Annotated in this window: 31 protein-coding genes and 1 pseudogene; 11 read left to right on the forward strand and 21 right to left on the reverse strand. The window is 63.8% G+C overall.

The features are described 5' to 3' along the window. The first annotated feature begins 77 nt into the window (after positions 1-77). On the forward strand, positions 78-1,490 hold the full coding sequence (locus ACLM42_RS04210; RefSeq protein WP_415399843.1) for a PhoH family protein: 1,413 nt from the start codon (positions 78-80) through the stop codon (positions 1,488-1,490). 4 nt (positions 1,491-1,494) lie between these two features. Here ACLM42_RS04210 and fumC read toward each other — a convergent pair whose 3' ends face one another. The 7 genes and pseudogenes from fumC to ACLM42_RS04245 form a co-directional block, all read right to left on the reverse strand. Beyond that, positions 1,495-2,871: a class II fumarate hydratase gene (gene fumC / locus ACLM42_RS04215; protein WP_415399844.1), complete on the reverse strand. Its 1,377-nt coding sequence runs from the start codon at positions 2,869-2,871 to the stop codon at positions 1,495-1,497. Continuing rightward, the gene (locus ACLM42_RS04220) at positions 2,868-3,434 is read right to left on the reverse strand and encodes a thylakoid membrane photosystem I accumulation factor (RefSeq protein WP_415399845.1); all 567 of its coding nucleotides are present in this window, start codon (positions 3,432-3,434) and stop codon (positions 2,868-2,870) included. The genes fumC and ACLM42_RS04220 overlap by 4 nt, the downstream gene beginning before the upstream one ends. Before the next feature lie 32 nt (positions 3,435-3,466). Next, positions 3,467-5,077, reverse strand: coding sequence for a DUF3685 domain-containing protein (locus ACLM42_RS04225; RefSeq protein ID WP_415399846.1), 1,611 nt, complete (start codon positions 5,075-5,077; stop codon positions 3,467-3,469). 80 nt (positions 5,078-5,157) lie between these two features. Further along, positions 5,158-5,517, reverse strand: a complete 360-nt coding sequence (locus ACLM42_RS04230) for a Fur family transcriptional regulator (RefSeq protein ID WP_415399847.1) — start codon at positions 5,515-5,517, stop codon at positions 5,158-5,160. 103 nt (positions 5,518-5,620) lie between these two features. Further along, entirely contained in the window at positions 5,621-6,394 is a 774-nt protein-coding gene (gene hisA / locus ACLM42_RS04235; RefSeq protein WP_247911925.1) for a 1-(5-phosphoribosyl)-5-[(5-phosphoribosylamino)methylideneamino]imidazole-4-carboxamide isomerase, read from the reverse strand. A gap of 81 nt (positions 6,395-6,475) precedes the next feature. Beyond that, positions 6,476-6,616: pseudogene (locus ACLM42_RS04240) on the reverse strand (TIGR02450 family Trp-rich protein); the annotation flags it as partial. Further along, complete coding sequence (locus ACLM42_RS04245; RefSeq protein WP_247911142.1) at positions 6,613-7,308, reverse strand: Coq4 family protein; 696 nt, start codon at positions 7,306-7,308, stop codon at positions 6,613-6,615. The gene ACLM42_RS04245 and the pseudogene ACLM42_RS04240, both read right to left, overlap by 4 nt. An 87-nt stretch (positions 7,309-7,395) precedes the next feature. Here ACLM42_RS04245 and ACLM42_RS04250 point away from each other — a divergent pair, with 87 nt between their 5' ends. Then, entirely contained in the window at positions 7,396-8,316 is a 921-nt protein-coding gene (locus ACLM42_RS04250) for an NAD-dependent epimerase/dehydratase family protein (protein ID WP_247911141.1), read from the forward strand. On the opposite strand, the gene ACLM42_RS04255 is transcribed toward ACLM42_RS04250, so the two are convergent. Beyond that, positions 8,285-8,821, reverse strand: coding sequence for a CDP-alcohol phosphatidyltransferase family protein (locus ACLM42_RS04255; protein WP_415399848.1), 537 nt, complete (start codon positions 8,819-8,821; stop codon positions 8,285-8,287). The genes ACLM42_RS04250 and ACLM42_RS04255 overlap by 32 nt on opposite strands. A gap of 76 nt (positions 8,822-8,897) precedes the next feature. On the opposite strand from ACLM42_RS04255, the gene ACLM42_RS04260 reads away from it, so the two are divergent. After that, complete coding sequence (locus ACLM42_RS04260; protein ID WP_247911139.1) at positions 8,898-9,362, forward strand: CBS domain-containing protein; 465 nt, start codon at positions 8,898-8,900, stop codon at positions 9,360-9,362. Between the two features lie 4 nt (positions 9,363-9,366). Here the strand turns inward: ACLM42_RS04260 and ACLM42_RS04265 are convergent, their stop codons facing one another. The 6 genes from ACLM42_RS04265 to ACLM42_RS04290 form a co-directional block, all read right to left on the reverse strand. After that, the gene (locus ACLM42_RS04265; protein WP_415399849.1) at positions 9,367-10,701 is read right to left on the reverse strand and encodes a hypothetical protein; all 1,335 of its coding nucleotides are present in this window, start codon (positions 10,699-10,701) and stop codon (positions 9,367-9,369) included. 144 nt (positions 10,702-10,845) lie between these two features. Further along, positions 10,846-11,490, reverse strand: coding sequence for a ligase-associated DNA damage response endonuclease PdeM (gene pdeM / locus ACLM42_RS04270; protein WP_415399850.1), 645 nt, complete (start codon positions 11,488-11,490; stop codon positions 10,846-10,848). Continuing rightward, positions 11,487-12,065, reverse strand: coding sequence for a glutathione S-transferase family protein (locus ACLM42_RS04275; RefSeq protein ID WP_415399851.1), 579 nt, complete (start codon positions 12,063-12,065; stop codon positions 11,487-11,489). Before ACLM42_RS04275 ends, pdeM begins: the two co-directional genes overlap by 4 nt. A 38-nt stretch (positions 12,066-12,103) precedes the next feature. Next, positions 12,104-12,550 carry a gamma-glutamylcyclotransferase family protein gene (locus ACLM42_RS04280; RefSeq protein WP_415399852.1) on the reverse strand — a complete coding sequence of 149 codons (447 nt, stop codon included), beginning with the start codon at positions 12,548-12,550 and terminating at the stop codon, positions 12,104-12,106. Positions 12,551-12,640: 90 nt separating this feature from the next. Beyond that, positions 12,641-12,811 (reverse strand): hypothetical protein, encoded by a 171-nt coding sequence (locus ACLM42_RS04285; RefSeq protein WP_247911135.1) that lies wholly within the window; start codon positions 12,809-12,811, stop codon positions 12,641-12,643. A gap of 67 nt (positions 12,812-12,878) precedes the next feature. Continuing rightward, positions 12,879-13,007 carry a hypothetical protein gene (locus ACLM42_RS04290; protein WP_415399853.1) on the reverse strand — a complete coding sequence of 43 codons (129 nt, stop codon included), beginning with the start codon at positions 13,005-13,007 and terminating at the stop codon, positions 12,879-12,881. An 89-nt stretch (positions 13,008-13,096) separates the two neighbouring features. Between ACLM42_RS04290 and ACLM42_RS04295 the strand changes: the two genes are divergently transcribed. Continuing rightward, positions 13,097-13,327, forward strand: a complete 231-nt coding sequence (locus ACLM42_RS04295; protein ID WP_247911134.1) for a hypothetical protein — start codon at positions 13,097-13,099, stop codon at positions 13,325-13,327. Here ACLM42_RS04295 and ACLM42_RS04300 read toward each other — a convergent pair. Together ACLM42_RS04300 and ACLM42_RS04305 are read right to left on the reverse strand one after the other, a co-directional pair. Then, positions 13,313-13,795, reverse strand: a complete 483-nt coding sequence (locus ACLM42_RS04300; RefSeq protein WP_415399854.1) for a nucleoside 2-deoxyribosyltransferase — start codon at positions 13,793-13,795, stop codon at positions 13,313-13,315. The two genes, ACLM42_RS04295 and ACLM42_RS04300, sit on opposite strands and share 15 nt — an antisense overlap. After that, a complete protein-coding gene (locus ACLM42_RS04305; protein WP_415399855.1) occupies positions 13,788-14,180 on the reverse strand; it encodes a phosphoribosyltransferase in 393 nt (130 codons plus the stop codon). Before ACLM42_RS04305 ends, ACLM42_RS04300 begins: the two co-directional genes overlap by 8 nt. Positions 14,181-14,386: 206 nt before the next feature. Here ACLM42_RS04305 and ACLM42_RS04310 point away from each other — a divergent pair, with 206 nt between their 5' ends. Both ACLM42_RS04310 and ACLM42_RS04315 read left to right on the forward strand, forming a co-directional pair. Continuing rightward, complete coding sequence (locus tag ACLM42_RS04310; RefSeq protein ID WP_415399856.1) at positions 14,387-14,944, forward strand: hypothetical protein; 558 nt, start codon at positions 14,387-14,389, stop codon at positions 14,942-14,944. Positions 14,945-15,042: 98 nt separating this feature from the next. After that, on the forward strand, positions 15,043-15,348 hold the full coding sequence (locus ACLM42_RS04315) for a hypothetical protein (protein WP_415399857.1): 306 nt from the start codon (positions 15,043-15,045) through the stop codon (positions 15,346-15,348). On the opposite strand, the gene ACLM42_RS04320 is transcribed toward ACLM42_RS04315, so the two are convergent. Further along, positions 15,349-15,561, reverse strand: a complete 213-nt coding sequence (locus ACLM42_RS04320) for a hypothetical protein (protein ID WP_415399858.1) — start codon at positions 15,559-15,561, stop codon at positions 15,349-15,351. A 150-nt stretch (positions 15,562-15,711) separates the two neighbouring features. Here ACLM42_RS04320 and ACLM42_RS04325 point away from each other — a divergent pair, with 150 nt between their 5' ends. Next, entirely contained in the window at positions 15,712-15,909 is a 198-nt protein-coding gene (locus ACLM42_RS04325; RefSeq protein WP_247911129.1) for a hypothetical protein, read from the forward strand. Positions 15,910-15,917: 8 nt separating this feature from the next. Here the strand turns inward: ACLM42_RS04325 and ACLM42_RS04330 are convergent, their stop codons facing one another. Genes ACLM42_RS04330 through ACLM42_RS04340 form a run of 3 tightly spaced genes read right to left on the reverse strand, consistent with a single transcriptional unit; the run spans position 15,918 to position 21,060 of the window. Further along, a complete protein-coding gene (locus ACLM42_RS04330; protein ID WP_415399859.1) occupies positions 15,918-18,407 on the reverse strand; it encodes a ligase-associated DNA damage response DEXH box helicase in 2,490 nt (829 codons plus the stop codon). After that, positions 18,404-20,038, reverse strand: coding sequence for an ATP-dependent DNA ligase (locus ACLM42_RS04335; RefSeq protein WP_415399860.1), 1,635 nt, complete (start codon positions 20,036-20,038; stop codon positions 18,404-18,406). Before ACLM42_RS04335 ends, ACLM42_RS04330 begins: the two co-directional genes overlap by 4 nt. Further along, positions 20,035-21,060 (reverse strand): ligase-associated DNA damage response exonuclease, encoded by a 1,026-nt coding sequence (locus ACLM42_RS04340; RefSeq protein ID WP_415399861.1) that lies wholly within the window; start codon positions 21,058-21,060, stop codon positions 20,035-20,037. The genes ACLM42_RS04335 and ACLM42_RS04340 overlap by 4 nt, the downstream gene beginning before the upstream one ends. A gap of 97 nt (positions 21,061-21,157) precedes the next feature. Between ACLM42_RS04340 and ACLM42_RS04345 the strand changes: the two genes are divergently transcribed. Continuing rightward, positions 21,158-22,240: a class I fructose-bisphosphate aldolase gene (locus ACLM42_RS04345; protein ID WP_415399862.1), complete on the forward strand. Its 1,083-nt coding sequence runs from the start codon at positions 21,158-21,160 to the stop codon at positions 22,238-22,240. An 8-nt stretch (positions 22,241-22,248) separates the two neighbouring features. Here the strand turns inward: ACLM42_RS04345 and nadA are convergent, their stop codons facing one another. Continuing rightward, a complete protein-coding gene (gene nadA / locus ACLM42_RS04350; RefSeq protein WP_415399863.1) occupies positions 22,249-23,217 on the reverse strand; it encodes a quinolinate synthase NadA in 969 nt (322 codons plus the stop codon). 46 nt (positions 23,218-23,263) lie between these two features. Here nadA and ACLM42_RS04355 point away from each other — a divergent pair, with 46 nt between their 5' ends. From ACLM42_RS04355 to ACLM42_RS04365, 3 genes are all read left to right on the forward strand, one after another. Next, positions 23,264-24,115, forward strand: coding sequence for a TIGR04168 family protein (locus ACLM42_RS04355; protein ID WP_247911123.1), 852 nt, complete (start codon positions 23,264-23,266; stop codon positions 24,113-24,115). A gap of 2 nt (positions 24,116-24,117) precedes the next feature. Further along, positions 24,118-25,185: a hypothetical protein gene (locus ACLM42_RS04360; protein WP_415399864.1), complete on the forward strand. Its 1,068-nt coding sequence runs from the start codon at positions 24,118-24,120 to the stop codon at positions 25,183-25,185. A 409-nt stretch (positions 25,186-25,594) separates the two neighbouring features. Continuing rightward, positions 25,595-26,350, forward strand: a complete 756-nt coding sequence (locus ACLM42_RS04365; protein ID WP_415400123.1) for an endolysin — start codon at positions 25,595-25,597, stop codon at positions 26,348-26,350. Positions 26,351-26,357 lie beyond the last annotated feature (7 nt).

Consider the following 26,357-nt stretch of genomic DNA (forward strand, 5'->3'; position numbering starts at 1 on the left):
CTTTGCGTTCTGCGGGAGCGTAGGTGGTGCAGCCGAAAAACCCGCTTAGCGTTTCGGCAACGCGGTGGTGAACTCCGATGCGCAAGACCTTCGTTCTCGATACGAATGTGTTGCTGCATGACCCTGAGGCCCTCACCTGCTTTGAAGACAACGCGGTGGTGATCCCGATCGAGGTGGTCGAGGAGATCGATCGCTTCAAGAAGGACCCCTCCGAGAAGGGCCGCAATGCGCGTCAGATCTCGCGCCTGCTCGATGCCCTGCGCGAGAAGGGCAACCTTGCTGACGGGGTGCCGATCGATGACAGCAGTGGCGGCACCCTGCAGGTGGTGTTCTGCCGCAGCGAGACCCTGGCGCAGTTGCCGCCAGAGCTGAAGGGCGGCAGCGGTGACAACAACATCCTGGCGGTGGCGCTCGAGCAGCTTCGCTCCGGCTTGATTGCCGATCAACCGCCGGTGGTGCTGGTCACCAAGGACACCAACCTGCGGATCAAGGCCGATGCTGTTGGTCTGATTGCCCAGGACTACACCACTGACAAGGTCGACATTGCGGACCTCTATCCCGGGGTCTGTGAGTTGTCCGCCAGTGCCACGGCGATGGACACCCTCAAGACCGAGGGGGGGCTGGCGCTAAGCGAGCTGCCCTCGGCGGAGGGAGCAGCGCTGCAAGCCAATGAGGGGGTGACCCTGGTGGATCAGGCCCAGCCCAACCACACGCTCTTGGCACGGTTTGATGCCCAGCGCCAACTGTTGGTGCCGCTGCAGCGCAGCACGCGCGCCCGACTGGGGAAGATCTCAGCCCGCAACCGCGAGCAGACCTTTGCCCTGGATCTGCTGCTGGACCCGTCTGTTCAATTGCTGACCCTGGTGGGTAAGGCCGGCACGGGTAAAACCCTGCTGGCCCTGGCGGCCGGCTTGCATCAGGTGGCTGATGAGCAGCTCTATGAGCGGCTACTGGTGACCCGGCCGGTGATCTCGTTGGGCAAAGAGATCGGCTTTTTGCCGGGAAGCCTCGAGGAAAAGATGGGCCCCTGGATGCAGCCGATCATCGACAACCTTGATTTCCTGCTCGGCAATAGCCCTGAGGAAGAGGGGCGCTCGGGCGCGAAAGGCTCGTCGGGGCCTGCGAACCGTGCCGGGACCAACCGCGCCCCCCGCAGCAACTGGACCGACCTCAAGGGGATGGGTCTGCTGGAGGTCGAGGCGATCAGCTACATCCGCGGTCGCTCAATCCCGCGGCAATTCATGGTGGTGGATGAGGCCCAGAACCTCACCCCCCACGAGGTCAAGACGATCGTGACCCGGGTGGGCGAGGGCACCAAGATCGTTTTCACGGGCGACCCCTATCAGATCGACAACCCCTACGTGGATGCCGAGAGCAACGGTCTGACCTGGCTGGTGGAGCGCTTCAAGGGCCAGCCACTGGCGGGCCACATCACCTTGATCCGGGGTGAGCGCAGCGAACTGGCAGAGCTGGCGGCGAACCTGCTCTAGCCGCCTAAACCATCGCCTCCGGGCGCACCCATTGGTCGAACTCTTCGGCGCTGATCTCGCCGAGCACTAGGGCGGCTTCCTTGAGGCTCAAGCCATGCTTGTGGGCATGTTTGGCGATGCCGCTGGCGCGGTCGTAGCCGATGGCTGGGGTCAGGGCGGTGACCAGCATCAGGCTCTGGTTCAGCAGCCGCTCGATCCGCGTCTCGTTGGCCTTGAGACCCTCGATGCAGTGCTCGCGGAAGCTGCTGCAGCCGCCGGCCAGCAGCTCGATGCTCTCCAGCACGTTGTGGGCGATGAGCGGCTTGAAGACGTTCAGCTCGAAGTTGCCCTGGCTCGCGCCGATCTGAACGGCGGTGTTGTTGCCCATCACCTGGGCCGCGACCATCGTCAGGCTCTCGCACTGGGTGGGGTTCACCTTGCCCGGCATGATCGAAGAGCCCGGCTCGTTCTCCGGCAGGACCAACTCCCCAAGGCCGCAGCGGGGGCCGCTGCCGAGCCAACGGATGTCATTGGCGATCTTCATCAGCGAACCCGCCAGCACCGTCAGGGCGCCATGGGCTGTGGCCAGCGCCTCATGGCTCGCCAGGGCCTGGAACTTGTTTGGGGCGCTGCTGAAGCCGGTGCCCAGCCGCTCACTCAGTCGCGTGGCGACGGCTTCTCCAAAGCCCTTCGGGGCATTCAGGCCCGTGCCGACGGCGGTGCCGCCAATGGCCAGTTCCCGCACCCGCGGCAGGCTCTGGCGGATGGCCTCGATCGCCAGTTGAAGCTGGGCCACATAGCCGCTGAACTCCTGGCCCAAGCTCAGGGGAACGGCATCCTGCAGGTGGGTGCGGCCGATCTTCACCAGATCGGCATAGGCCGTGGCCTTGGCCTGCAGCGCGGCGGCCAGGCTTTCGACGGCGGGGAGCAGCCGTTGTTCCAGCTCAATCACCACGGCGATGTGCATGGCCGCCGGGAAGGTGTCGTTGCTGGATTGACTGAGGTTGACGTGGTCGTTGGGGTGCACCGGGCTCTTGCTGCCCAGCTCACCGCCGAGGGCCTCGATCGCCTTGTTGGCGATCACCTCGTTGGCGTTCATGTTGCTCTGGGTGCCCGATCCGGTCTGCCAGACCTTCAGCGGGAACTCCTGATCCAGCTCACCCGCAGCGACCTGCTCGGCAGCGGTCACGATCGCGCCGCAGAGGCCCGCATCGAGTTTGCCGAGATCCCGGTTGGCTTCCGCGCAGGCGGCCTTCAGTTGGCCGAAGGCATGAACGATCGCCAGGGGCATCCGCTGGCCAAAGGGGAAGTTGCCAATCGAGCGCTGGGTCTGGGCCCCCCAGTAATGCTCGGCGGGTACCGCAATGGCCCCCAGGCTGTCGGTCTCTTGGCGCTGACTCATGGGGCGGCGACGATTTCGCTGTTGAGTTCGTTCACCTCGCGGTTGAGGCTGAGCTTCACATCACCCTGCGGGCGCAGGCCGGTGACTTGGCTCAGGGCCTCGTTAATGGCATCGATGCTCACCGGGCCGCTCTCATCCAGGACAACCTTGCCGTCGTTGTTGATCACCACCACTTGGGGGATCACACCGCTCCAATAGCTGGCGGGATCGCTCGGGCCGTGGGTCTCGCGGTTTTGCAGCGGGTCGGTTTGCAGCAGGATCAGCTCGGCACTGCGCCCCCAAAGGCGCTGCAGTTCGTTAAAGACCACGGCGTATTGCTTGCTCGCGGCGCTGTCATCGAGGAAGAAGCCCAGCACGATCGCCCGGTGCTCATCGAGGGCCTGCGAGAGCGTTGTTCGCGGCGGCACGAGGGAGCCGTTGCCGGCATAGAGCGCATAGATGTTGCCGTCGTAGCTGTTGGTGTCCCGGGCGGCCTGGGTTGGTGCGGCAAGTCCAAGCACCAGAACCAAGCCGAGGGCCAGCGCTGCGAGGGGCTTCAGCAGCCGGGCCAAGGTGCGGGGCATCAATGCAGGGAAAGCTCAGGCCATTGTGGCCTTCAGCCGCGGCCGACGCTGCGTCCCATGCCCTGCAGGATGCCGCGACCGACCAGACCAATGGCCCGGCCAATCACCTGGGTGAGCACGACCACCAGCAGGTCCCCGAGACGTTTGAACAGCGACTGCACCTGCGGGGCAAGGGCATCACGGCCTTCCAGCACCAGGGTGATCAGTTGCTGGCCCCAGCTGAGCTGTTGCAGCTCCTGATCACGGGGTTCCATCTGCTCGATGGGAACGATCGCCCCCTGTTGGAGGCCATAGAGCAGGCGACGGCTTTCGTAGAGCTGCACGGGCCGCTCAAAGAGGGCATCCCAGCGCTGTTGTGAATTGAGCTGGTTGCGCAGTCGCTCCAGGTTGCGGGTGGGGAGCAGATCACTGCGCAGGAGGTAGCGGCGTAGGTCGGGCCAGGCACTGCAGCTGGCCAGGATTTCTGCGCTGATCAGTTCAGCGCTGCGGATCAGCCAGTTGCTGATCAGGGCCTCGAGATGGAGCAGGGCCTGCGGCTCATCCGGGGCTAGCAGGCGACCATCCACCAGGATCGGCTGGGCGGTGATCAGGGCCGCGAGCATTGGCAGGGCGCTGGGGAGCTCTGGATCCACGGCGGACAGGTCACTGGCTTCGCTCAGGCTCTTGGCAACGGGCAGCAGCCCACCCTCCAGGGGGAGCTGAACGTATTCACCCGCCATGGAGCGAAGGGACAGACGTCGCAGCTCCGGTTGCTGACCGAGCCAACGGCTTTCAAGGGCCTCACCGCGCAGCTGCTCATGGCGGAAGCGGGTGATCAGCAGATCGAACTGGGCCAGCAGGGCCAGCAATAGGTCACGGCGGTGGTCAGGGTTCAGCCCCTCCAGGGCCATGAGCTGCCCGCTCTGATTGCTGAGACCCGCTGAGGCGGCCGCGATCAGCCGCTCCTGGATCGCGTTCCAGACACCGATCGCTGTGCGCTCCCTCAGGGTGATTCCCACAACGGCCTGGGGCTCAGGGCGCTGGAGTGGGGCTTCGGCTGGGAAGGCCATGCTGACGGGCCCCCAGAGCCAAAGCAGTAACCGCTTGGCAAGGCTCAGTTCCCGTAGTCGCCCAGCGAGCAGTAGGGCGTTCAGGCCAACGGGCTGGAGGTCAAGCCAGCGCTGACAGCGGAGCGCTTCCGCCTCGATCTGGGCCAGTCCACTCTGTAGAAGCCACTGTCCAAGTCCAAGGACTTCGCGGTTCTCGTGGGGGATCTGAACGCCATGGAGTGGTCGGAGTTCCACCACCCGACCGCCTGCGAGCAGGGTCTCGATGGCAGAGCGGATCTCCTGGGGGGCCGCTTGTTGCAGCAGACCATCGGCCTCTAGCTGCAACAGCCAGCTGCTCGGAAGATTGGTCTCCGCAGGCAGGAGCAGCAGCAGCGGTGCCGGTTGCCAGCGTTCCCGCAGCTGCATCAATTCCCGCTCCAACGTGGCAGCGGGCATTCCAGCGCTGACGCTCCAGACCACCAGCGCGACGCGCCCGGTCTCCGGCGAGGCAGCCGTCTTCAGCTGGAAGGAATCCTCCAGCAACCGCTCCAGCCCAGCCTGTATCAGGGGCTCAGCAAGGATCAGGATTGGTGGGGCGTCCTTCGCCTCAGGCACGGATCAGCGTTGAGCCTTATTGCGGTTCAAGTTAACGGGGATTGGAGGAGTTTCCAGTCCTGCTCAAGGCTTTGGCTGGATTAACGCCGGCGACCGCTGAGATTGAGGGTGTAGCTCTCGATGCGATATCCGGTTTGCTCTTCAATGCGATCCAGCAGATCGGCTGGTAGTTCCACATCCAGGTCCTGAATCGAGCCTGAGTCCAGACAAGTGATGTGGCTGTGGGGATCGCTGCGGTAGCCGTAGAGGCGACCGTTGGCGCGATCAAGGCATTCGATCACCCCTGCGCTCTGCAGCGCCTCGAGGTTTTGGTAGACCGAGGTGTGGCCGATGTTGCGGCCCTTGGCATTCAAGCGCTCGAAGATGTCGCGGGCGCTGAGGTGATCCCGCTCATCCCAGAGCAGTTCAAGGACCATCCGCCGCTGGCGCGAAAGCCGCATCCCCAGGTCTTTGCAGCGCAAATAAGCGTGATCCACCCCGTGGGTCCCGCTTGTTTGTGCGTTGTTGGGTGCTGGAGAAGCAGCCACGACCCAGATAGGTCTCTTACACCGTTATAGAACCCGTAGGCGGATTGAGTGCGTCCTGGAGGCGCTCAGGTCCTATGGCCTGGAGTGCTTCCGCTAGATCGACCGCGCCGTCATAGAGGGCTCTCCCGACGATCACACCGCTGACCCCAAGCGGTGCAATGGAGAGCAACGAGAGGATGTCCTCGAGGGTGCCAATGCCACCGGAGGCGATCACCGGAATACTGCTGGCCTCCGCCATGGCGCGCAGGGCTTCGATGTTGGGACCGGCCAGGGTGCCATCGGTGGCGATGTCAGTGCTGATGATCGCGGCAACGCCGCTGCCCTCAAAGCTTTTGGCCAGTTCCGTGGCTTGAACGGTGCTGGTTTCCACCCAACCGCGGGTGGCCACCAGTCCATCCTTAGCGTCGATTCCCACGACGACCTTGCCCGGGTGACGGCCGGCGAGCTCCTTCACGAGCTCGGGCTTCTCGATGGCGACGGTGCCGAGGATCACGCGATCGAGACCGCATTGCAGCAGTTCCTCAGCCCGTTCGGCGCTGCGGACCCCACCGCCCAGTTGCACCGGGATGGAAAGGGCCGAGGTGATTGCTTTGACTGCCTGGTCATTCACCGGTTGACCGGTCTTGGCGCCATCGAGATCCACCAGGTGCAGGCGCTCTGCCCCCTGCCGTTGCCAGTCGAGTGCTTGGGCCACCGGGTCATCGTTGAAGCGTGTGACCTGGCCGTAATCACCCTGATGCAGCCGAACGCAATGGCCATCCAGCAGGTCGATGGCGGGGATGATCTGCATGGAGGCCGGTCGGCTCAAAGACTGCCAGCCAGGCTGCCAGAGGCTGCGATCCCGCAATTGCTGCAGTGGAACGACCAGGCGGACGCTCCGCTCCAGCACAGCCTCAAGCTCCAGCCGTCGGTCTTTCCCTTTGCCTCTCTCCCCCAGGACGCGGAAGTGGCGATAGCCACGGCTGAGACCCAGGACGGGCGACTGGGCGGTCCACTGCTGGGGCCACTTCATGGCTCAGAGAGCTGCTGGGCTAGTCCGTAGGGCTCGCCATCAGCCGGATCCACGATCCCCAGCTCTTGGCGCCATTGGCTGATTGGCTTCTCCCAGCCCTCTTCCCAGCGGGCGATGGCCAGGCAGTGGGCCTGGCGCGCGATGGCATAGCCGTGGGCGGTGGCGCGGCTGATGCTCTCGAACTCCTCGAGTTTCAGGCGGAAGTTCGCCAGTTGGCTGGCGCTGGTGAGCAGGACGTAGGCAGGAAAGCCGATCTGCGCGGCGGTGATGGCCAAGACGCCGGTCTCACCGGCCCGTTCGGTGCCGAAGCCGCTGATGACGTGATGGACGTCGTGGGTGGTGGCAATGCGCTGGGTCAGCCACTGCCCGTCGCTTTCGATCGGCCGGGGACGGAAGAACTCCGGGTCATAGCCCAGCTTGAGGATCAGGCGGGCGTACTCACGCCCGAGGGTTCCGGAAGGGAGCTTTTCCAGTCGATCGATGGGCGGTTGCAGGGGCGGGAAGCGTCCATCCATCAGCGCGGCCCCACCGGGGAGTTCGCGGAAGCGGCGGATGCAGTCGTCCATCTGGGGGCTTCCGAGGAAGTTGTCCACCAGATCGGCGATGTTGCTCAGTTCACCGCCGCTGCGGCCTACGGCCGCCAGCAGTTTGAGGTTGTTGAGGGAACGCAGGACCTCGCTGAATCGCCCCATGGCACCTGCCCGTGAGAACCCTCAGTCTGCTGCTGCCTTCAGTCGAGTGCCCAGCGTTTTGAATGGGTGGAACGTCAGACGGCTGCGATGAAGATCCTGGTGATGGGCGGGACCCGCTTCGTTGGGCGTCCCCTGGTGCAACAGCTGCAGGACGCCGGTCATGCCTTGACCCTGTTCACCCGCGGCAAGAACCCCGTCCCCGCTGGTGTCGAGCACCTCCGCGGGGACCGCAGCACAGCTGAGGGGCTCTCGGCTCTGGCCGGTCGTCAATTCGATGTGATCGTCGACAGCTCCGGGCGCACCGTTGCCGATAGTCGCTCCGTGGTGGAGGTGACGGGAGCCCCGACCCATCGCTTTGTCTACGTCAGCTCCGCCGGCGTCTACGCCGACAGCGAGTTGTGGCCGCTGACGGAGACCTCCCCGACCGATCCCGAGAGCCGCCACAGCGGCAAGCTCGACACCGAGGCCTGGCTGACGGCAGAGAAGATCCCCTTCACCAGCTTCCGGCCCACTTACATCGTTGGCGCCGGCAACTACAACCCCGTCGAGAGCTGGTTCTTCGATCGGATTGTTCATGGACGGCCCGTCCCCCTACCCGGTGATGGCAGCACCATCACCCAGCTGGGTCATGTCAATGACCTGGCGACGGCGATGGCCCTGAGCATCGGGGTCGATGCGGCGACGAATCGGATCTACAACTGCTCCAGCGCCCAGGGCATCAGTTTCCGTGGACTGGTGGCCGCCGCCGCTCGGGCCTGCGGCAAGGACCCGGCCTCGGTCGAGATCCGCAGCTTTGATCCCGGCAGTCTCGACAAAAAGGCCCGCAAGGCCTTCCCCCTGCGCATGGCTCACTTCCTGACTGACATCCACCGGGTGCAGCGCGAGCTGGCTTGGACGCCGCAATACGACGTCGAGCGCTCCCTCGCCGATAGCTACAGCAATGACTACGCCAAGCGCATGCCGACCAGCCCGGACTTCAGCTCAGACGATCAGCTGCTGGCGCTTTGACGTAGCCCCAGGCTGAGCTCAGGGCGAGCACGAGCGAGGGCCAGAACAGCCAGAACCCGAGGCTGTTCAGCAGCTCATCTCCGCCGCCGGGCCAGAGCAAGAGCAGCAGAGCAGCGAACTGCAGGATTGTCTTGGCCTTGCCTCCCCAGGAGGCCGGGCCACCGCTGCCTTGTCCCGCACGCCAGCCGGAGATCAATAGTTCACGGGCCAGCAGCAGCCAGATAGCCCAGAGCGGCAGGGCGCCGGCGGCACCGAGCCAGAGCAGCGGGGCCAAGATCAGGATCTTGTCGGTTAAGGGGTCAAGCCGTGCCCCCCAAACTGACCCGCCCCCTGCCCTTCGGGCTAGCCAGCCGTCGGCAGCATCGCTGAGGCCCCCAAGGAGCAGTAGCCACCAGGCCAACCAGCCGTGGCCCTGGCTCAGGGCCAGGATCAAGGGCAGGCCGATGGCGGCGCGACCGATGGTCAGACCATCAGCGAGCCGGCGGCTGAGGGGTGGGTGCGGCATGGCTTTCCGACCAAGCGTTGCGGTTCATTCTTTCGCCTGACGGAGCGGCCACAATGGCGGCATCCGCAGCGCAGTCATGGTCGTTGAACGCCGGGTCTCCGAAGTGATGACCACGCCCGTCAGCAGCGTCACCAGCGAGACACCACTTCAGAAGGCGGTGCAACTGATGAGCGACCACCACATCAGTGGCTTGCCCGTCGTGGATGGCAACGGCGCCCTGCTCGGCGAACTGACGGAGCAGGACCTGATGGTGCGCGAGAGCGGCTTTGATGCGGGCCCCTACGTGATGCTGCTGGATGCGGTGATCTATCTGCGCAACCCACTGCAGTGGGATAAGCAGGTGCATCAGGTGTTGGGCAATAGCGTTGGCGAAGTGATGAGCCAGAACCCCCACACCTGCAGCGCGGACACCCTGCTCCCTGAGGCGGCACGCCTGCTGCATGAGAAAGGCACCCAACGGCTGTTTGTCCTCGACGAGCAGAAGCGTCCGCTGGGGGTGCTGACCCGCGGCGATGTGGTGCGGGCGCTGGCTTCGGCCTGACCCCCTAAAGCGGCGGGGGCGGAACCAAAGGCAGCTTGCTGGCTCCATTGATCGGTGGCAGCGGCCGTGGCGGGAGGAGCGGCGGCGGGGGCGGTGCACCAATCGGCATCTCCCCCGGTGGCATCGCTTCGGCTGGGGAGAGAGCATCAAAATCTCCGTCCACAAACTCCGGTTCCTGCGGTAGGGACTGGCCCTCCAGCAACACCAAGGGCGGTGGAAGGTCGGGGGCCGCGGGGGTGAGCTCGTTGCCCAGTTGGCTGTTGGCGGCGTTCTCCTGCAGTTCGCGCAGGGCCAAGGGGTCTGCCGTGATCGGAGGTTCCCGCAGGGGTGCTCGCTTGCTATTCCCGAGGGGTTGCGCCAGAGGCGCGGGCGACCAGATCAGGCGCGCCACTGGTTCGACGCCTTGTTCCATCAGGCGGTTCAACCCGGCCAGGGCCCGATCGGCGAGCTGCGCTCCAAAGCTCTGGCTGCACTGCAGTGGGTTGCTGCAATCCCGTTGCCCAAGCCGGGGCGTCAGGCTGGCGAGCAGATTTCCCCGTAGGGGTATGGCTCGGGGGCTCAGGCGCAGCAGGTAGGGGACGTGGACAAAGCTGGTGGCTCCTCCACTGATCCAGTTCGCATCCGCCTCGCTGAATCCCTTGACCCCGGGAATAATCAGGCGGCTCTTTGAGGCGTGATCGGGGAGGTAGGCAGCCTTAAAACCGCGCTGGCGCGCCAGGCTTTTGGTTTGCTCCAGGGTGAGGCCATCTCGGCTCATCAGCACCTCCAGCCGACCATCGCCCCGCAGGCCGATCACCATCCGGATGCGGGGGAGGTAGTAGCGGATCTGCTGCCCCATGGAGACGCTATAGGCCCCGCGGTAGTCCGGTGGGGGATCCAGGAGATCGTTGTAAAGGCTGTGCAGTCCGCCGATGAAGGTGTCGTAACGAGCCGCCCGCTCTGGCGTGAGTTCGCCGAAGCCAAAATCGGCCCCACCGTCATGCCGAATTCCGACAAACGCCCGTTGGCGTGCCGCGGTCCGGTTTCTGCCTCGCCAGACCTGATCTCCCAACTTCAGGTCCCCGAGGGGAACGGTGATCTCCCGGCCAAGGCTGTTGACGTGACGCTCGTACATCGGCCCTGAGACATAGGCCAGTGCAGAGGGGTCGCTGAAGGCCTCCTGCTCCCGGTCCCAGCCTTCGAGCAGGCCAATGCGGACTTTGCGCGGGTCGAAATCGAGGGCGTAGACGTCCTCGTCAGGCAGATAGCGAAAGGGTTCGCTCTGGCTGCCGGCCGGGATCAAGCGCGAGGATCCCGTCTTGGTTGGCTCGCCTTCTGGCAAAGGGGGGGCGATGGCCACCAGAAACGCAAAGAGCCCGGCTGGAAGCCAGATGGGGATCCAGCGCTTGCGTCGCCAGTGGGGGCGCTTCGGTTTGGACGGAGGCGCTGCGGCGGAGTCCAGATGAAGGGAGCCAGAGAACAGAAATCTAGGGAAAGCTTGGGACTAGGCCGGCAGCTTCAGCACCTGGTCCTCGGCGATCACCCAACGCTCCAGTCCGGCTGGGGCGGGATGTCCTCCGGTGAGATCCCCGAAGGCCGGCAGCAGCAGCCGATGATTGATCTGGTCGAGGCCAAAACAGGGCAGTCGCATGCGATCGGAGCCCTGCCCCAGGAGCGCTACGGGATGGAGATGGCCGCAGATGTTCAGCAGTCCCTCTGCTGGCGGTCGTTCCGGTTCATGGCTGAGCCACCAGGACCCAAGTTGAAAGGAGGGTTGCGCCCGAAGGGAGGGGAAGACGGCTCCGCGATCATGGTTCCCGCCGACCAGGACCAGTTCGCAGCCCATCAGTTCGGGGAGAGCTGAGAGCTTTTGCTGGAGTTCGCTGGTCAGGCCAAGACGGCTATGGATCAGGTCACCAAGGACGAGCACCTGTAGGGCTCCCAGCGTTGAACTGAGCTCCAGCAGCCGATTGAGGTTCCCCTGGTCCCCATCACTGGGTAAGGGGATGCCCTGAACCTGGAAACTCTCGGCCTTCCCAAGGTGCAGATCAGCGATCAGCAGGGCCCGTCGTTCGGGATCCCAGGCCGCACGCTGGGGCAGCAACTCCAATCGGCTGTCGCCCCAGATCAGGGTTTCGTGCTGGCTCAACGCTGACCCATGCCCCGTTGGTAGGCGGGCCGTTGTTGAGTCGCTGCGATGGTCGCCTGAACGTGGGGGTAGGGGCTCAGGTCAATTTGCGGAAAGAAGATTGGTAGGTAGGCCAGGTAGGCGTTCACCGCGCAGTCGGCGACTCCCCAGTCGTCGCCCATCAGCGGACCCTCTGCCAGCTTGAGATCCAGCACGTCCATCAGGCGCGGGAATTCCCGCTCGCGGTTGGAGGGGACAAAGAGAGCGGTGGCCAGCGTCGCATTGGCAAACAGCACCCACTGCTGCGCCAAGCCACGCTCTGCTGCGGTTTGGCATTCACCCCCAAAACGCTCCGCCAGATAGAGCAAAATCGCGCCGCTTTCAAACAGTTGCAGACGGCCCGAGGGGAGAGCTGGATCCTCATCCACCAACGCCGGCACCTTGGCGAAGGGGTTAATGGCTGTGAACGGTTCTTGGCGGTGCTCCCCGGCTTCCATATCCAGCAGTTGCCAGGTGTAGGGGATCCCCTTCTCCTCGAGGTACCAGCGAGGCATGGAGGCACGGCTGCGGGCGCCGCCGAACAGGGTGAGGGCCATGGGTCAGCAGGAAACCGGCCTGAGCGTAGAAGCCGCGGTCACCTTGAACCGTTGTTTCCAGGTCCATGGCCATGCCCCCGCCGGGATGCTTGTTGGTGGCGGTCTGACTCGCTCCAGCTCCCGCTGGGCATGGCTTGCACAAACCTCACTTGCTGGGGACTCCCGAGATACACCCAGGCTCTCCGACCATCCAGTAACGAGCGCAGCTCGCGCTGGTAGAGCCGAGGCGCCCCCTCGAAGCGATCCAGTGCCTGGAGTTGCTGCGTGGTGACTCTGTAGATCTCCCCGCTCACTGGGGTCTGGGCTTGGGCATTGCTGATTGCCATTGGAAAGGGCCCAAGGTTGTAGAGCTCCAGTCCCCTCAGCTCTGCACTCCCTTCAAAGATGGCCCCGCCTAGCTCTTCGTGATAGCGCTCGCCTCGCTTGAGGGTGCCGTAGACGAACACCAGGCCGACATAATCAGTGCCACTGCTGGCTCCACCCATGACGATTGCGTTGCTACTGGCCCTGGCTGGCTCCCTGGGTGCGATGGCCTGGATCGTGCGCCGTCTAGAGAAGTCCTGAGCGGACTCCGTTTAAATCGCCCAGACGTCCGGATCGGAGTCCCCGCGTCTGGGCACCAACTGGAGGTCGTGATCCGGAAAGAGATCGCGGCTGAGATGCCAGGCCTGCTCTTGGCTCTCCGCTTGAAGAGGAACGGTCAGAATTCTGTGGGGCAGATTGACGTTCAGCTCGTAGAAGAACATCTGAGGCCACCAGCTCTATCCGGTTACTAGCGACGAATGGCAGTTCTGGTCTGAATCCACCAGGGATTCACCCGAATGCATTGTGAAAGACCGCTTGAAAGTTGGCGTGACCGTGGATCAGCAGGGCCGCCGAGAGGGGCACCACGGCAATCACCAGGGCCAAAAAGAGAGCCGAGAGGGGGCGGTGGTTGTTCATGGGCTGCATTCTCGCGCTCTGTTTGGGTGAGCTGACGCGTGCCGAAAAAGCAGTTCTTCCCTTTGCTTTTCCGTTTATGAGGACCTCACTTGTATTGGACGGTGCCGATGGATGGGCTGGATCGGGAGCGACTGGGACGGATTGACCCTGAAGTCCTCGCCGACCTCTTAAAGCTCAGCCCCGAGCAGCGTCGTCAAATGGTCCTGCAACTCAGCAGTCGCGAAGCCAAGGGCACCTCAGACGGAACAGTTCCTGTGGAAGTCGCGATGCGTGCCGCCCAACGCGCCAAAGCCTCAGGCGAGTCCCTAGATCTCGCTTGACCTCCAGACATTGAGCCATTGCACCAAGGCTTTCTCGGGGGCCTGAAGTTCTTCGATCGATTCGTAGAACCAGTTTTGCCAGCCCTGTTGGGGTAAGCCGCTAAAGACCATCAGATTCAGGGGATAGTCCTCTGAATCGCTGCAGCGGCGGAAGTCATCGCGATAAAGGAAGACGGGTTTTCCGAGGGCAATCGCTGCGCCCAGTTCAAGCATCACCCCCTCGTCTGGAGGCGTTCCATTGACGATGGCGAGGAGGGCGTCGGCGTCGCGTACGTCCTGGAGATCGGCCTGGGCAACCCGCCAGGCCCAGCCAGGTTGAGCCAGGTCCACTTGGCCGTTGCGGGAGAACGGCTCCCAGACCTCGAATCCAAGATGCTCCAGGGCCTCGACAAAATCGGGCAGCAGTCGGGTCCTCCAGTGGCTGGAGAAGCCGTAGGGGGAGGCCAAATAGAGCGTTGGTTTAGCCATTGGTGCGGGAGGCGCGGTATTGCAGTTCATCCGCATTGGCCGCCGCGGCGTTCTCCCAGGGGAAGAGCACCCATTCATGGCCTGGCTGGATCTCGAGGGCTTGCCACCACAGCGGAGGGACCTTGCTGATCCAGACGACTGTGGTGATGTCCGAGCGCTCGCGAAAGGGCTCAACGGTCTGCCCGGTCTCATAGATGTCGTCGACCACAAGACACCCCGCCTGAGGCTGTTCGAGCAGCGGAATACCAAGGCGATGGCTCAGGCAGACCGCGAGAACCAGTCCACCGCGGGGGACCCCATAGACCCCAGAAAACCTGGACGACTCAAACCGCGTCAGGGCTGTCTCTAGAGCACGGTCCAAGTCAGCCCAGCTGAGGGTGCGCATGCGCCTGCATCCGGTTCCCTGAGCATGAGCCATAGCCCACTGAGATGGGCTGCGGCGCGGCCAATCGAGAGAACGGCCAGGCCGATGCAGAGGGGACAGTGCATGGGGCTCATCACCTCAGCATGGAGGGTTTGCGACCGTCCGTTCTGATTCCCGCTCAATCTTCATGAGAGCGGCTACAAGAGAAAGGCGATAGATGGGGCCCCATGCGCCTGCTGCTGGTGTTGGCGCTGCTGTTGGCGGGCTGCCAGAGCAGTGAGGACAGTCAGGATGTGTCCGTGACGACCAGCTCCGGTCAACGCCTCCTGGTGGAGGAGGGGGCGGTGCAGCTGGAGGACCGCCGCATCGCGCAGCGGGTCAACCTGGAGTCGCTCAAGGCCGAGATCGCCTGGGCCAAGAAGAACGTCGACTTCAACGAACGCGACGGCATCCCGGTTGATTTCTGGCAGAAGGATCTCGAGGGGGACCAGGCCCGACTGGCTGCTGCCGAGGCCTTGCTGGACAGTGAGCGGGAGCACGGCGTTCTCTATCGCGTTGCCCGTTTCGCTCCGATCGTCGAGGGGCCGAAGGGTGAACGCCAACAGCTCCCTTCGGTCACGGCCTACTGCGTCCGCGATTCGCTTCCTGGAGTCGCGGAGAACCTCGCACGGTTCAAGATCAACCAAGGGGAGCTGGACTCCCAGGATCCCAGGGAGGTGCTGGTGGCGAAGTTGTGTCGGCGTTATGGCGCTTTCCCGGCTCCCAGAGCCCAGACGTCCCTATAAAAAAAGCCCCCAGAGCAGGGGGCTTGGGTCTTGTCTCTGCGTGAGCGCATCCAAGCGTCCCGCCTTGGCCTGCACCATCGGTGTAACCACCTAGAGGATTGATCTCGCTTGAATGGCCAGAGGAGTGTGTCGTGGTGGTGGCAGCTCAGGAGAAACGCGATCAAAAGCGTCAGGGCCGGCCCGGTTCAGGTTGGTTGCGCTCGGCCTGCGGCAGCAAGGTCGTTCGCATCACCACGATTGATCCCACGGCCCACGCCCAGTGGTGCGAAGTGGTCAACGCCGACCTGGCCAGTGACGGTCAGATCCAGGCGTTCCACAACAGCCGAATGCTCCGCTACAACGCTGTTCGCCTCTGGCAGAACCTCTTGCGACAGGGCTGGAGTGAGGTCCCTACTCAATGGTGATCAGGCCGGCACGAACCGCTCCTTCAGCCCCTTCCACCAACGCACCAGCTGTGACCACCAGCGCCGCACCCCGTGCTGGACGGTCTGAGGGCGGGCCATGGCCGCGTCGCACGGTCTGGGGCTCAGTGGTTGAAAGCCATCGACAAAAGACAGGGCCTCTGCTTTGACCTGCTGCTCGAGTCTGTGGCGGGCGGCTGATCGATTGCGTGACACCGACATGCGCGACCTCGCGTACCAGCCTTGTTATTGCTCCGGCCCCGGTCTTGGGCAATGAGTTCTGATGCTCAATTCCGCGTGAGCCCTCTGCAGCCGGTTTTTTCAACTCTTGCTAGAGCCGGAGAGTGGGTCCGAAGGGACTCGGCGTTGCTGTTTGGTTGGAAGGGGATGGTGCGCAAACGGGTGATTGGCGATGGCCAGCTCCGCGATTTGGAGCAGACCTACATCCAGGCGATCTACCGCTACCAGGAGGCCCTGGAACAAGGCCCCAGCCTGGCGTGCAAGGCGCGGCGTGAGATGTACCGCCTGGAAGTGGAAGTGCGGCGTCTGCGCTACGGCTACTGAGCTCGCCTTCAGCGTTCGGCTTTGGTGGCTTCGGCAATCAATCGCTGCACGCGATCGAGAACGGACTCATTGCTCAGTCGGTTGTTGAGCCTCTCTACGAGTAACGGGAAGGCCAGAGGACCGGGACGTTGGGTGCGCTCCATCAGCCATTCACTGGAAGCCATGCGCCCCAGGGCCGCGCGCAGACGTTGGGTTTCCAGTTGTTCCTCGAGCACTTCCTGTCGTGCCTGCTCGAGCAGTAGGTGATTGGGTTCGTGCTTTTGGAACACGTCAAAGAGCAGGGCAGCACTGATCTGCAATTGGCCGCCGGTTTTGTTCTGCCCGGGCATGGCCTGGGTGACCAAGCCGCTGACCTGGGCGATCGAGCGAAAGCGACGGCGGCAGAGTTCTGAAAAGTTCAGGGCCTGCTCGAGGTCGTCATCGAGGTTCTCCACGTCGAGGAGCTCATCGCCATGGAGCTCAATCAATTCATCAAAGGGGTAGCGCTTGGGGGCCAGGAGTTCAAAGCCGTAGTCGTTGATCGAGACCGTGATCGTGCTGGGCCGGTAGCGCGCCAAGCGCCAGGCCCAGAGGAACCCGATGCCTTCATGAACAAACCGCCCTTCAAAGGGAAAGACGAACAGGTGATTTCCTTCGCGGCTGGAGCAGACCTCCAGCAGGATCTGCTCACGCCTGGGGATACGGGAGAGGTCGGCTTGGCGCTGTAGCAACGGTTGGAGTGCCCGCAATTCCGGTGTGTCCAGCTCCCCCTCATCGCTGAGGCCTTGGGCGCAGCGATCGACCTCGTCGCGTAGGTGTTGGCTGAGCAGATCGGAGAGAGCCATCTGTCCCCCGGCCCAGGCCGGAACAGTCGAGCTCTTGCGGCTGGTGGCTTTGACCTGGGCTGTCATCTCCCGCAGCCGCACGAACTCCAACTGACGGCCGGCAAAGAAAAAGACATCCCCTGGCTTCAGCCGTCCGATGAAGGCCTCCTCCACATGGCCGATAACGGCTCCGCGCACAAAGCGCACCGTGACGGAGCGGTCCGCGGTGATCGTGCCGATGTTGAAGCGATGGTGCCGCGCAATGGTCTTGTCCAGCACCCGGTAGCGATAGGGCTTAGCGCCTTCGGCTGGCTCGTCACTGCCGGGCTGACAGCGCACCAACTTGCGATAGCGGGGGTAGGCCCCAAGGCATTGGCCCCCGTGCTCAAGAAAGTCCAGGCACCACTGCCACTGGCTCTCGCTGAGGCGGCGAAAGCTCCAGCTCGTGCGGACCGTCTCCAGCTCCTGGGACGGTGCAAACCCCGGGCCGCAGGCCAGGGTGACCAGGTGCTGAAGCAGGACATCGAGGGGGAGCTCCGGTGGTTTGCGGTGCTCCACCAAGCCATCGGCCAGTCCCCGCCGCATGGCCGAGACCTCGAGTAACTCCAGGGCATTGGTGGGCATGAACAGCACCTGAGAGGTGCCCCCTGGGCAGTGGGCGCTGCGGCCAGCTCGCTGCAGTAAGCGGGCCAGATTCTTGGCACTGCCGATTTGCACGACCCGTTCCACCGGCTGGAAGTCCACGCCGAGGTCCAGGGAGCTGGTGCAGACCACCCAACGCAGACCACCGGCCTTGACCGCCGCCTCGATCGCCTCGCGCTCCGTTCGATCGATGGCGCTGTGGTGGAGTGCCAGGGCGTCCTCCATCTCCGGGCAGGCAAAGCGCAGACATTGATGCCAGCGCTCCGCCTGGTTGCGGGTGTTGGTGAACAGCAGGGTGCTGATGGCCGGATCCAGCCCGGCAATCAATTCCTCGTACATCCGCAGTCCGAGGTGCCCTCCCCAAGGGAACCCATCGATCTGCTCAGGCAACAGGCTGCGGATGGCCGTCTCCCGTTGGAGCGGTGCCGTCACGATCAGGGGCTTGGCCGCTTCTGCGCCAAGGGCCGCCCGTGCCGCCTCCTCCAGGTTGCCGATCGTTGCGCTGATCGCCCAGGTGCGCAGGCTGGGCCGGTGGCGCCTGAGCCAGCTCAGGCAGAGCTCGCACTGGCTCCCCCGTTTGCTGCCCATGAGCTCGTGCCACTCGTCAACCACCACCGCCTGCAGCCCCTCAAAGAGAAGTGGTGCCTTCGGGTTGGCCAGCAGGACGCTTAGGGATTCCGGCGTAGTAATCAGGATTTCAGGGGGGGTGCGCAGCTGCTTACTGCGTTCGTAGGTGCTGGTGTCGCCATTGCGAATCCCCACCCGCAGCGGCCAGCCCATCGCCTCGATCGGTTGCTCGATCGCCAGGGCCAAGTCCCGTGACAGCGCGCGCAGGGGCGTGATCACGAGCAACCGCAGCCCCTTCCCTCCTCGCTCGAGCATCTCGGCCATGGGACCCATCACGGCTGCGTAGGTCTTGCCTGAGCCAGTGGGCACCTGCAGCAGTCCGCTTTGCCCCTCCAGGTAGGCCCGCCAGACCTCCTCTTGAAAGGCCATCGGCGTCCAGCCTTGGCCGCGAAACCAGTCCTGAATCGGCTGCAGCGTTGCGCTCATCGCCCCTCCATCAGGGCCAGGGCCGTGGCGACGCTGTCGGCTTCTGCGGCGGGTTTGTCCTGCCGCCAGCGGCTGATCCGCGGGAAGCGAACCGCCAGGCCGCACTTGTGTCGTTTGGAAGGCTGGAGGCCTTCAAAGGCCACTTCGAACACCAGCGTCGGCTCCACGGCGCGCACTGGACCAAACCGGTCAGTGGTGTGGGCCCTGATCCAGCGGTCCAACTGGCGAATTTCCCCATCGTCGAGTCCGGAGTAGGCCTTGGCGAAGGTCACCAACTCGCCGTCGTCGTTCCAGAGCCCAAAGCTGTAGTCGGTGTAGAGGTTGGCCCGGCGACCGCTACCGGACTGGGCGTAGAGCAGGACCGCATCGAGGTGAAAGGGCTCGAGCTTGTGTTTCCACCAATGGCCCCGTTTGCGGCCCACCAAATAGGGGGACTGCTTGGCCTTGAGCATCAAGCCTTCGGCTCCCTTCTCCCGCGCTTGCTCCCGCAGGCCCTCGAGTTCACTCCAAGCCGTCAGGACTGGTGTCTCGGAGAGGCGTAGACGTGAGGCCCCCTCGCTGTCGGCTTCGCTCCAGTCCTTGACGAGTACTTCCAACTGGCGACGGCGCTCCTGCAGGGGAATCTGGCGTCGATCGCTTCCCTCCACCTCCAAGAGGTCATAGGCCATGAAGGCTGCTGGACACTGCTTTTGCAGCGCTCGGCTGGGGGCCTTGCGCCCGAGCCGCCGCTGCAGGGTGGCAAACGTCTCAGGGGTTTCGGCGTTCTCCTGCCAGATCAGGACTTCCCCATCGAGCACCGTCCCCTGCGGCAGCGACTCAGCGAGGCTGATCAGCTCTGGGAAGGCCTCATTGATGAGGTCCTCTCCGCGGCTCCAGAGGCTGCAGCCACCACTGCGGTGAATCAGCTGACCGCGGATCCCATCCCATTTCCACTCCACTTGCCAGTGATCAGCTGGTGTCTGCTGGATCTGTTCGAGCTCGATCGGGCTGGCGAGAAAAAACGGAAAAGGACGGGCCGCCAGCGCATCGCCATCAGTGGCCGTTGCTGTCAGAGCTGCAAAGGTCTCAGCGGATGGAGCAAAGCCACCCATCAAGCGATGGGCAATTAAGGCTTCATCGAGATCGGCGCTCCGTGCCACGCCCCGGGTCACCAGTCCCGTGGACACCCCGACGCGAAAGCCGCCGCTCAGCAACTTGTTGATCAGCAAGAGCTCTGCGTTAGGCAGGCTCTGCCAGCAGCGAATCACCGCGGCCTCCTGCTGCTCCCCCTCGGCTGCTGCGAGTTCAGGCAAGACCTGCACCATCCAGTCACTCAGGCTTCGCTCTGGGCTTCGCTCCACCGGGTCTGACTGCTGCTGACTCCACAGAAGCGAGACCGTCTCAGCGGAATCCCCCACCTGGTTGCTGCAGGCTTCAAACAACCAGTCGGGAAGCGAGAGGGCGTTGAGACAGATCTCCCGCAAGCGCCGACCACTGATCAGGCGTTTGCGGCGTTTTCCCAGCAGTAGGGCCAGGGCCCAGGCGGCATCGGCAGGGGGCGCGCTGCGGAAGTAGGCCTCGAGCGCCTCCAACTTGGCCGTGGTGCTGCTGGTGCCATCGAGTTCGGCAAAGAGCTGGGAGAAGGCCTTCATGGCGCCTCCTCCTCATCGAACCGTTCGGCTTCAAAGGCCCCCTCGAGGGGTTCAGCGTTGATGCCCTCCTCCTCCTTCAGATATCTGGAGAGCACGGCGCTTTGGCCATGGGTCACGTACACCTGCTGGGCTTGGCTCTCCCGCACGGTTCGAAGCAACCCCGTCCAATCGGCGTGATCGCTCATGACGAAACCGCGGCCGTAACCGCGCCGGCGGCGGGCTCCCCGCACCGCCATCCAGCCGCTCACAAAGCCGTTTTGTGCCTTCGCCAGTCGGCTCATCCCTCGGCTGCGATGGGCCGCGGGAGGCGCAATCACCAGGCGACCCGCCAGCGACTCATCCTTGGGTAACGCGGAGAGAGGCATCGTGGGGGGCATGGCGATCCCCGCTTCGCGATAGGGCCCCATTAGTCGATCGACGGCGCCGTGCAGCAGCACTGTGTCCTCGATTCCGAGTTGATGCAGCTCCGCCAGGACCCGCTGCGCCTTGCCAAAGGCATAGGAGAAAAGCACCGATGGCTTGTCTGGCGCAGCTCGCCACCAGGCCAGGATTTGACGGGCCACCTCCGCCCCACTCTCCCAGCGGTAGATCGGCAAGCCGAAGGTCGCTTCGCTGATGAAGACGTCGGCCTGCACCGTTTCAAACGGTGCGCAGCTGGGGTCATGGCAGCGCTTGTAGTCACCGCTGACCAGCCAACTCTCCCCGGCGGCCTCCAGGCGGATCTGGGCCGATCCCAGCACGTGACCGGCGGAGTGAAAGGAGACCCTGGCCTCGCCAATGCGGTTCAGGTCGCCGTAGCCCACCGGCAGCAGGTTGATCTCTGCTCCGAGCCGCTCCCGCAGGATTCCCTCACTGGAGGCCACGGCCCAGTACTCCCCACATCCGGGACGGGCATGGTCCGCATGGGCATGGGTAATCAGGGCCCTGGGGACTGGCCGCCAGGGATCAATCCAGGCACCAGCCGCCGCGCAGTACAGCCCCTCTGGGGTGAGCTGCAGCAGGCCGCCTGGGGCGAGTGGCATGGGCGCTGGGCGGCGTGATCGGCCTGAATCATGACCACTCACCTTCCAGGAGTGCGTTTTCGCGCTAGCTAAGGGGTAGACCCCCTCTGCGGATTCGATGGCATTGCAAGCGTTCCGCGATGAATTGGCGAGCACTGCTGCGGCCTTGGCCGCCCCCGGGACAGGCCTGTTGGCTGCGGACGAATCCACCGGCACCATCGGCAAGCGCTTCGATGCGATTGGCCTGGAGAACAACGAAGAGAATCGGCGTGCCTACCGCACTCTTCTGGCCACCAGCGAGGGCCTTAGCGACCACATCTCCGGTGTGATCCTGTTTGAGGAAACCCTCTTTCAAAACAGCACCACCGAGGCCGGAGGGGCGCCGCTCGTCGACTTGTTCAAGGCCCAAGGGATTGTCCCCGGGATCAAGGTGGATCAGGGGGTGGAGCCCTTGGCCGGCGGTTTGAGCGGTGAGACCTGCTGCACGGGTTTGAAGGGTCTTGCAGAGCGGGCTGCTCGTTACTACGAACGGGGGGCACGCTTTGCCAAGTGGCGCGCGGTGCTGCAGATCAGCTCCAACGGCTCGCCGTCTGAGCTCTCGGTCCGTGAGAACGCCTGGGGACTGGCCCGTTATGCCCGGACCGTTCAAGAGCAGGGGTTGGTGCCGATCGTCGAGCCGGAAATCCTGATGGATGGCGACCACGACGTCACCACCACCGCCGCTGTTCAGGAATGGGTGCTGCGCACCACCTATGAGGCTCTGGCTGTCAATGGGGTGTTTCTTGAGGGCAGCCTCTTGAAGCCTTCGATGACCTGCGCGGGGGCGACCTGCCCGCAGCAGCCCAGTGCTGAGGAGGTGGGGGAATTCACTGTGCGCACCTTGATGCGCACGGTCCCCTCGGCGGTTCCCGCGATCCTCTTCCTGAGTGGGGGACTCAGTGAAGAAGACGCGAGCCTCTGTTTGAACGCAATCAATCAAGTGGCCGGGCCGTCAGCTGCTCCCTGGCATCTCGGCTTCTCCTACGGCCGGGCCCTGCAACATTCGTGTCTCAAGCATTGGGCTGGCCGGGACCTCAAGGCGGGGCAAGCGGCGCTTCTGGCCCGGGCCCGGGCGAATGGTGCCGCCAGCTTGGGCGCCTACATCCCCGGTTCTGAACCGTCGGATGACAGCAGTCTGTTTGTTGCGAACTACAGCTACTGAGCCCTGACTTAGCGGCTCATCTCCAGCATCTTTTGGATCGGAGCAAGGGCCCGCAGGCGCATGGTCTCGTCCATTTCGATGGCGGGGGCCATCTCCGTCAGGCACTGCCAGAGCTTCTCGAGGGTGTTCAGACGCATGTAGGGGCAGGCGTTGCAGCTGCAGCCATCGGCACCCGGTACCTCGAAGAACTGCTTCTCGGGGACCGCCTTACGCATCTGGTGCAGGATCCCTGGCTCGGTCAGGACGATGAACGTCTGTGCCTCACTGGCTTCGGAACGCCGCAGCAGGGCGCTGGTTGAGCCAATGAAATCGGCGTGATCGAGCAGGTGCTGCTGGCACTCCGGATGGGCCAGCACTTCGGCACTGGGGTGATCGAGTTTCAGCTGCAGCAGGGCCTGCTCACTGAAGGTCTCATGGACGATGCAACTGCCGGGCCAGAGGGTGAGTTCCCGCCCGCTTTGGCTTTGCACCCAGCGCCCCAGGTTTTGATCCGGTGCAAACAAGATCGGTCGATTGGCTGGCAACTGCTTGACCAGATCAACGGCGTTGCTGCTGGTGCAGATCAGGTCGCTCTGGGCTTTCACCGCCGCTGAGCAGTTGATGTAGCTGACCACCAGGTGGTCGGGGTGATCGGCTCGAAACTGGGCGAACCCATCGGCGGGACAGGCATCAGCCAGGGTGCAACCCGCATCCAGGTCCGGCAGCAATACGGTCTTGTCTGGACTGAGAATCTTGGCCACTTCGGCCATGAAGTGCACCCCGCAAAAGACGATCACGTCGGCGTCAGTGGCCGCCGCCTTGCGGGAGAGCTCCAGCGAATCGCCGATGAAATCAGCGATGTCTTGAATCTCAGGTTCTTGGTAGTAGTGGGCCAAGATCACGGCATTCCGCTGCCGTTTCAATGCGGCAATGGCCTCCGGCAGGTCCCGGTGGGGAGGGCAACCGGATGAGCTGTGCTGGGCTGCCGCGAAAACCAAGGCTCCGGACCCAAGTGGTGCAGGATGGCGGAAGCCTAGGCACCGCTTGGCCACCCTCCGCATCGCCATCGCTGGAGATCTGCATGGCCAGTGGGATGGCCTGGACGAGGAGGTCTTGTCCCAGCTGGCACCAGACGCCCTCCTGGTGGTTGGCGACCTGAGTGACGGTCAGCAGCTCATCCCAAAGCGGCTGACGCGGCTGCCCCTTCCTTTGGCCTGCATCCTTGGCAACCACGACACCGGTCGTGATGCCAGCGGTCGCACCCTGCAGCGCCAGCTGAATCTTTTGGGTGATCTCCATTGCGGCTGGAGCCTCCGGGAATTGCGCCCACCGGGATTAGCCGTTGTGGGTGCCCGCCCTGCCAGCGCTGGCGGCGGTCACTACCTCAACCGTGCGGCTGAGGCCGTCTTTGGTCCGGTGAGTTTGGAGGAGTCAGCCGAGCGGATCAGTACGGCGGCCCTGCGCGCAGATCCAAGCTTGCCTCTGGTGCTCCTAGGCCATTCCGGACCGAGTGGCTTGGGGAGCGAGGCGGCCGATCCCTGCGGCCGTGATTGGAAGCATCCCGCCTGCGATTGGGGCGATCAGGATTTGGCCTTAGCGATCGACCGCATTCGCCGGAGTCGTCCCGTCCCACTTGTGGTGTTCGGCCACATGCATCACCGACTCAAACGCGGGCAGGGGGAGCGGCAGAGCTTCTGCAGGGACCGTGCCGGAACGACCTATCTCAATACGGCCTTTGTTCCTCGCCACGGGGAGGACGCCCAGGGCCGTCCCCTCCGGCATTTCAGCTGGGTGGAGTTCCAGGACGGTGTCCTCAAGGAGGTCTCCCATCGCTGGTTCAGCAGCGGGGGTGCGCTCCCCTATCGCCAGACCCTCTTTCGCGCTGAGACGGCCTGACCATGCTGCTGTACGTCTGCATCAGTGGCCATGGATTCGGCCATGGTTCGCGGGTGGCCTCTGTCTTGAGCGCCGTGCACCGCCAGGAGCCGAGCTGGCGCATCGTGCTCTCCACGCCCTTGCCCGCGAAGTTCTTGGCGCTGGCGTTCGCCGAGATCCCTTTTGAGCAGCGTCCGCTGCGCTGGGATGTGGGGGTGATGCAGGCCGATGCTCTGGGGGCTGATCCCGACGCGACCTTGGCGGCGCTGGAGGCCGTTGAGCAGCAGATGCCTGAGCAGATCGAGCAGGAGCTGGCCTGGCTGCAGAAGCAACGGGACTCGGTTCTGGTGCTTGCCGATGTCCCTCCGGCGGCCGCCCGCTTGGCGTCGGCCTTGGAGGCACCGCTGGTGTGGATGGGCAACTTCGGTTGGGACGCCATCTACCGGCCGATGGCTGGGGCGTTTACGGCTTGGGCCGACCGATCCCTCGAGCACTACCGCCAAGGCACGGCCGTGATTCGTTGTCCATTCGCGATGGAGATGGACTGGGGACTTCCCAGCGAGGACATCGGTTTGACCGCTGGTCGGCCGCGCCTGGATCCAGGCCGATTGCGTGACCGATTGGGCCTGACCTCGGCGCTGGAGCGGACTGTTCTGATGGGCTTCGGTGGCTTGGGTCTACAGCTGGATTCCAAGCTTTTTGAGCGCTGGCCCGAGCACCACTTCTTGGTCAGTGATCCAGGGCTGCACTGCGAGGCCGTCAATGTGACCGTGATTCCAGAGGACCTCAGACCCCTGGAGTTGATGCCCCTCTGCAGCCGGGTGATCACCAAGCCCGGTTACAGCACCTTCTGTGAAGCCATGGCCATGGGATTAGGGGTGCACCTGGTCCACCGCGATGGGTTTGCTGAGGCCCAGGTTTTGGAGGAGGCCCTTCAGCGCCATGCCCCCCATCGACTGTTGAGCCGTGGACAACTCGAGCAGGGGGACTGGCAGCTGGATCTCCCCCTGATGCCCGCTTCGGGAGCTGGATTGAGCCCTGATGGGGCTGAGCAGGCAGCTCGTTTCTTAAGCGCCCTGGCGGGCGAATAGGTGCGGATTGACGCAGATTTTCGATTTCTGTTCTTTTTGCGACCGCACATTCAGATCCAACAGTGAATTGAACCGCGCTTCGCAGTTTTTGATGCTTGTGGACGGTTATTGCACTGTCATGAATTACTTGCGTGATTGACGGTTAATTAGGCAATCTCATTGCATCCAATCGATTAGTTGTCTTTTTGACGCCGAATTGATTTCGCGTTTTTGTAGTCAGCTCTTTGATTTGGTGCGCTCGACGCCGCTTTCCATCGGAAAGCCTTGACTTGCGCTGTTCTCTGCTTTTTATGGTTTGTCCGCACAGATCTCCTCGAAGTTGACTGCTCCTTCGAGCTCTGCGCGTTCTCCTCTCTCACTTTCGGCTGCAGCGTCACTTGGCCTGGGCTTGTCAGCTGTTCTGGCCCCCATGCCGGTGTTGGCCAATGCCGGTCAGTCCAAATTGCAGGCTCCCGAGGCCAGCAAGGTCAGCCTGCTGCCTGCGCTCCCGCCGGTTCCGCGGGCGCCTGTGATGCCTCGCTCCCGCCTGGCCAAGTTGGACGCCAGCGATGGTCAGATCGCCCCTGGTGGTCCCTTCCGTTACGCAATCACCCCAGAGCGCCGGGCTCTGTTGAACACCATTCGCTTTGCCGAAGGCACTTGGGCCCGCGGGGAGGACCTGGGCTACCGCGTGATGTTCGGTGGTGGCCTGATGGGAGGTCTAGATCGCCATCCCGACCGGGTGATCTACTCCGGTCGCTATGCCAGCGCCGCCGCCGGGGCCTACCAATTCATGCCCTTCACCTGGACGATGGCCAGCCGGAAACTGGGTCTGGCCGGATTTGGACCCCACGTTCAGGACCAGGCCGCCATCTTTCTGATTCAGCGCCGCGGTGCCCTCACCTTGGCCGATCGGGGTGAATTCACCCCTGAACTTGCCGCCAAGCTCGCTCCGGAGTGGGCGTCCTTCCCGACCCTGGCTGGCTACAGCTATTACGGCCAGCCGGTCAAGCGTTATGCGGCCTTGAAAGCCTTCTACGAACGGAGCTTGGCCCAATTGAAGGCCGTGGCTGAACCCGCGGTGCCTGTCGTGGAACTCCCGGCTTGCGAGCCGGTGGAGTCCCTTCGCTGTCGCCTGCAGGCTTTGGATCGGATCGGGCCCAAGCCCAAGAGCCTGGGCATCTAGATCAGGG

It is taken from the genome of Synechococcus sp. W4D4 (genome assembly GCF_047716805.1).
In the GTDB taxonomy this organism is placed as follows: Bacteria; Cyanobacteriota; Cyanobacteriia; order PCC-6307; family Cyanobiaceae; genus Vulcanococcus.

Excerpts from the sequence above, each read along its gene's own strand:
- ACLM42_RS04245 (WP_247911142.1), bottom strand. The coding sequence starts at position 7,308 with ATGGGGCGATTCAGCGAGGTCCTGCGTTCCCTCAACAACCTCAAACTG.
- fumC (WP_415399844.1), bottom strand. The coding sequence starts at position 2,871 with ATGAGTCAGCGCCAAGAGACCGACAGCCTGGGGGCCATTGCGGTACCC.
- ACLM42_RS04310 (WP_415399856.1), top strand. The coding sequence starts at position 14,387 with ATGCGCCTGCTGCTGGTGTTGGCGCTGCTGTTGGCGGGCTGCCAGAGC.
- ACLM42_RS04335 (WP_415399860.1), bottom strand. The coding sequence starts at position 20,038 with ATGAAGGCCTTCTCCCAGCTCTTTGCCGAACTCGATGGCACCAGCAGC.
- ACLM42_RS04285 (WP_247911135.1), bottom strand. The coding sequence starts at position 12,811 with ATGTTCTTCTACGAGCTGAACGTCAATCTGCCCCACAGAATTCTGACC.
- ACLM42_RS04255 (WP_415399848.1), bottom strand. The coding sequence starts at position 8,821 with ATGCCGCACCCACCCCTCAGCCGCCGGCTCGCTGATGGTCTGACCATC.
- ACLM42_RS04360 (WP_415399864.1), top strand. The coding sequence starts at position 24,118 with ATGCTGCTGTACGTCTGCATCAGTGGCCATGGATTCGGCCATGGTTCG.
- ACLM42_RS04230 (WP_415399847.1), bottom strand. The coding sequence starts at position 5,517 with ATGCGGCTTTCGCGCCAGCGGCGGATGGTCCTTGAACTGCTCTGGGAT.
- ACLM42_RS04340 (WP_415399861.1), bottom strand. The coding sequence starts at position 21,060 with ATGCCACTCGCCCCAGGCGGCCTGCTGCAGCTCACCCCAGAGGGGCTG.
- ACLM42_RS04300 (WP_415399854.1), bottom strand. The coding sequence starts at position 13,795 with ATGGCTAAACCAACGCTCTATTTGGCCTCCCCCTACGGCTTCTCCAGC.
- ACLM42_RS04305 (WP_415399855.1), bottom strand. The coding sequence starts at position 14,180 with ATGCGCACCCTCAGCTGGGCTGACTTGGACCGTGCTCTAGAGACAGCC.
- ACLM42_RS04210 (WP_415399843.1), top strand. The coding sequence starts at position 78 with ATGCGCAAGACCTTCGTTCTCGATACGAATGTGTTGCTGCATGACCCT.
- ACLM42_RS04365 (WP_415400123.1), top strand. The coding sequence starts at position 25,595 with ATGCCGGTGTTGGCCAATGCCGGTCAGTCCAAATTGCAGGCTCCCGAG.
- ACLM42_RS04345 (WP_415399862.1), top strand. The coding sequence starts at position 21,158 with ATGGCATTGCAAGCGTTCCGCGATGAATTGGCGAGCACTGCTGCGGCC.
- ACLM42_RS04280 (WP_415399852.1), bottom strand. The coding sequence starts at position 12,550 with ATGGGTGGAGCCAGCAGTGGCACTGATTATGTCGGCCTGGTGTTCGTC.
- ACLM42_RS04220 (WP_415399845.1), bottom strand. The coding sequence starts at position 3,434 with ATGCCCCGCACCTTGGCCCGGCTGCTGAAGCCCCTCGCAGCGCTGGCC.
- ACLM42_RS04290 (WP_415399853.1), bottom strand. The coding sequence starts at position 13,007 with ATGAACAACCACCGCCCCCTCTCGGCTCTCTTTTTGGCCCTGGTGATT.
- ACLM42_RS04275 (WP_415399851.1), bottom strand. The coding sequence starts at position 12,065 with ATGGCCCTCACCCTGTTCGGCGGCGCCCGCAGCCGTGCCTCCATGCCT.
- ACLM42_RS04260 (WP_247911139.1), top strand. The coding sequence starts at position 8,898 with ATGGTCGTTGAACGCCGGGTCTCCGAAGTGATGACCACGCCCGTCAGC.
- ACLM42_RS04250 (WP_247911141.1), top strand. The coding sequence starts at position 7,396 with ATGAAGATCCTGGTGATGGGCGGGACCCGCTTCGTTGGGCGTCCCCTG.
- ACLM42_RS04330 (WP_415399859.1), bottom strand. The coding sequence starts at position 18,407 with ATGAGCGCAACGCTGCAGCCGATTCAGGACTGGTTTCGCGGCCAAGGC.
- hisA (WP_247911925.1), bottom strand. The coding sequence starts at position 6,394 with ATGCAGATCATCCCCGCCATCGACCTGCTGGATGGCCATTGCGTTCGG.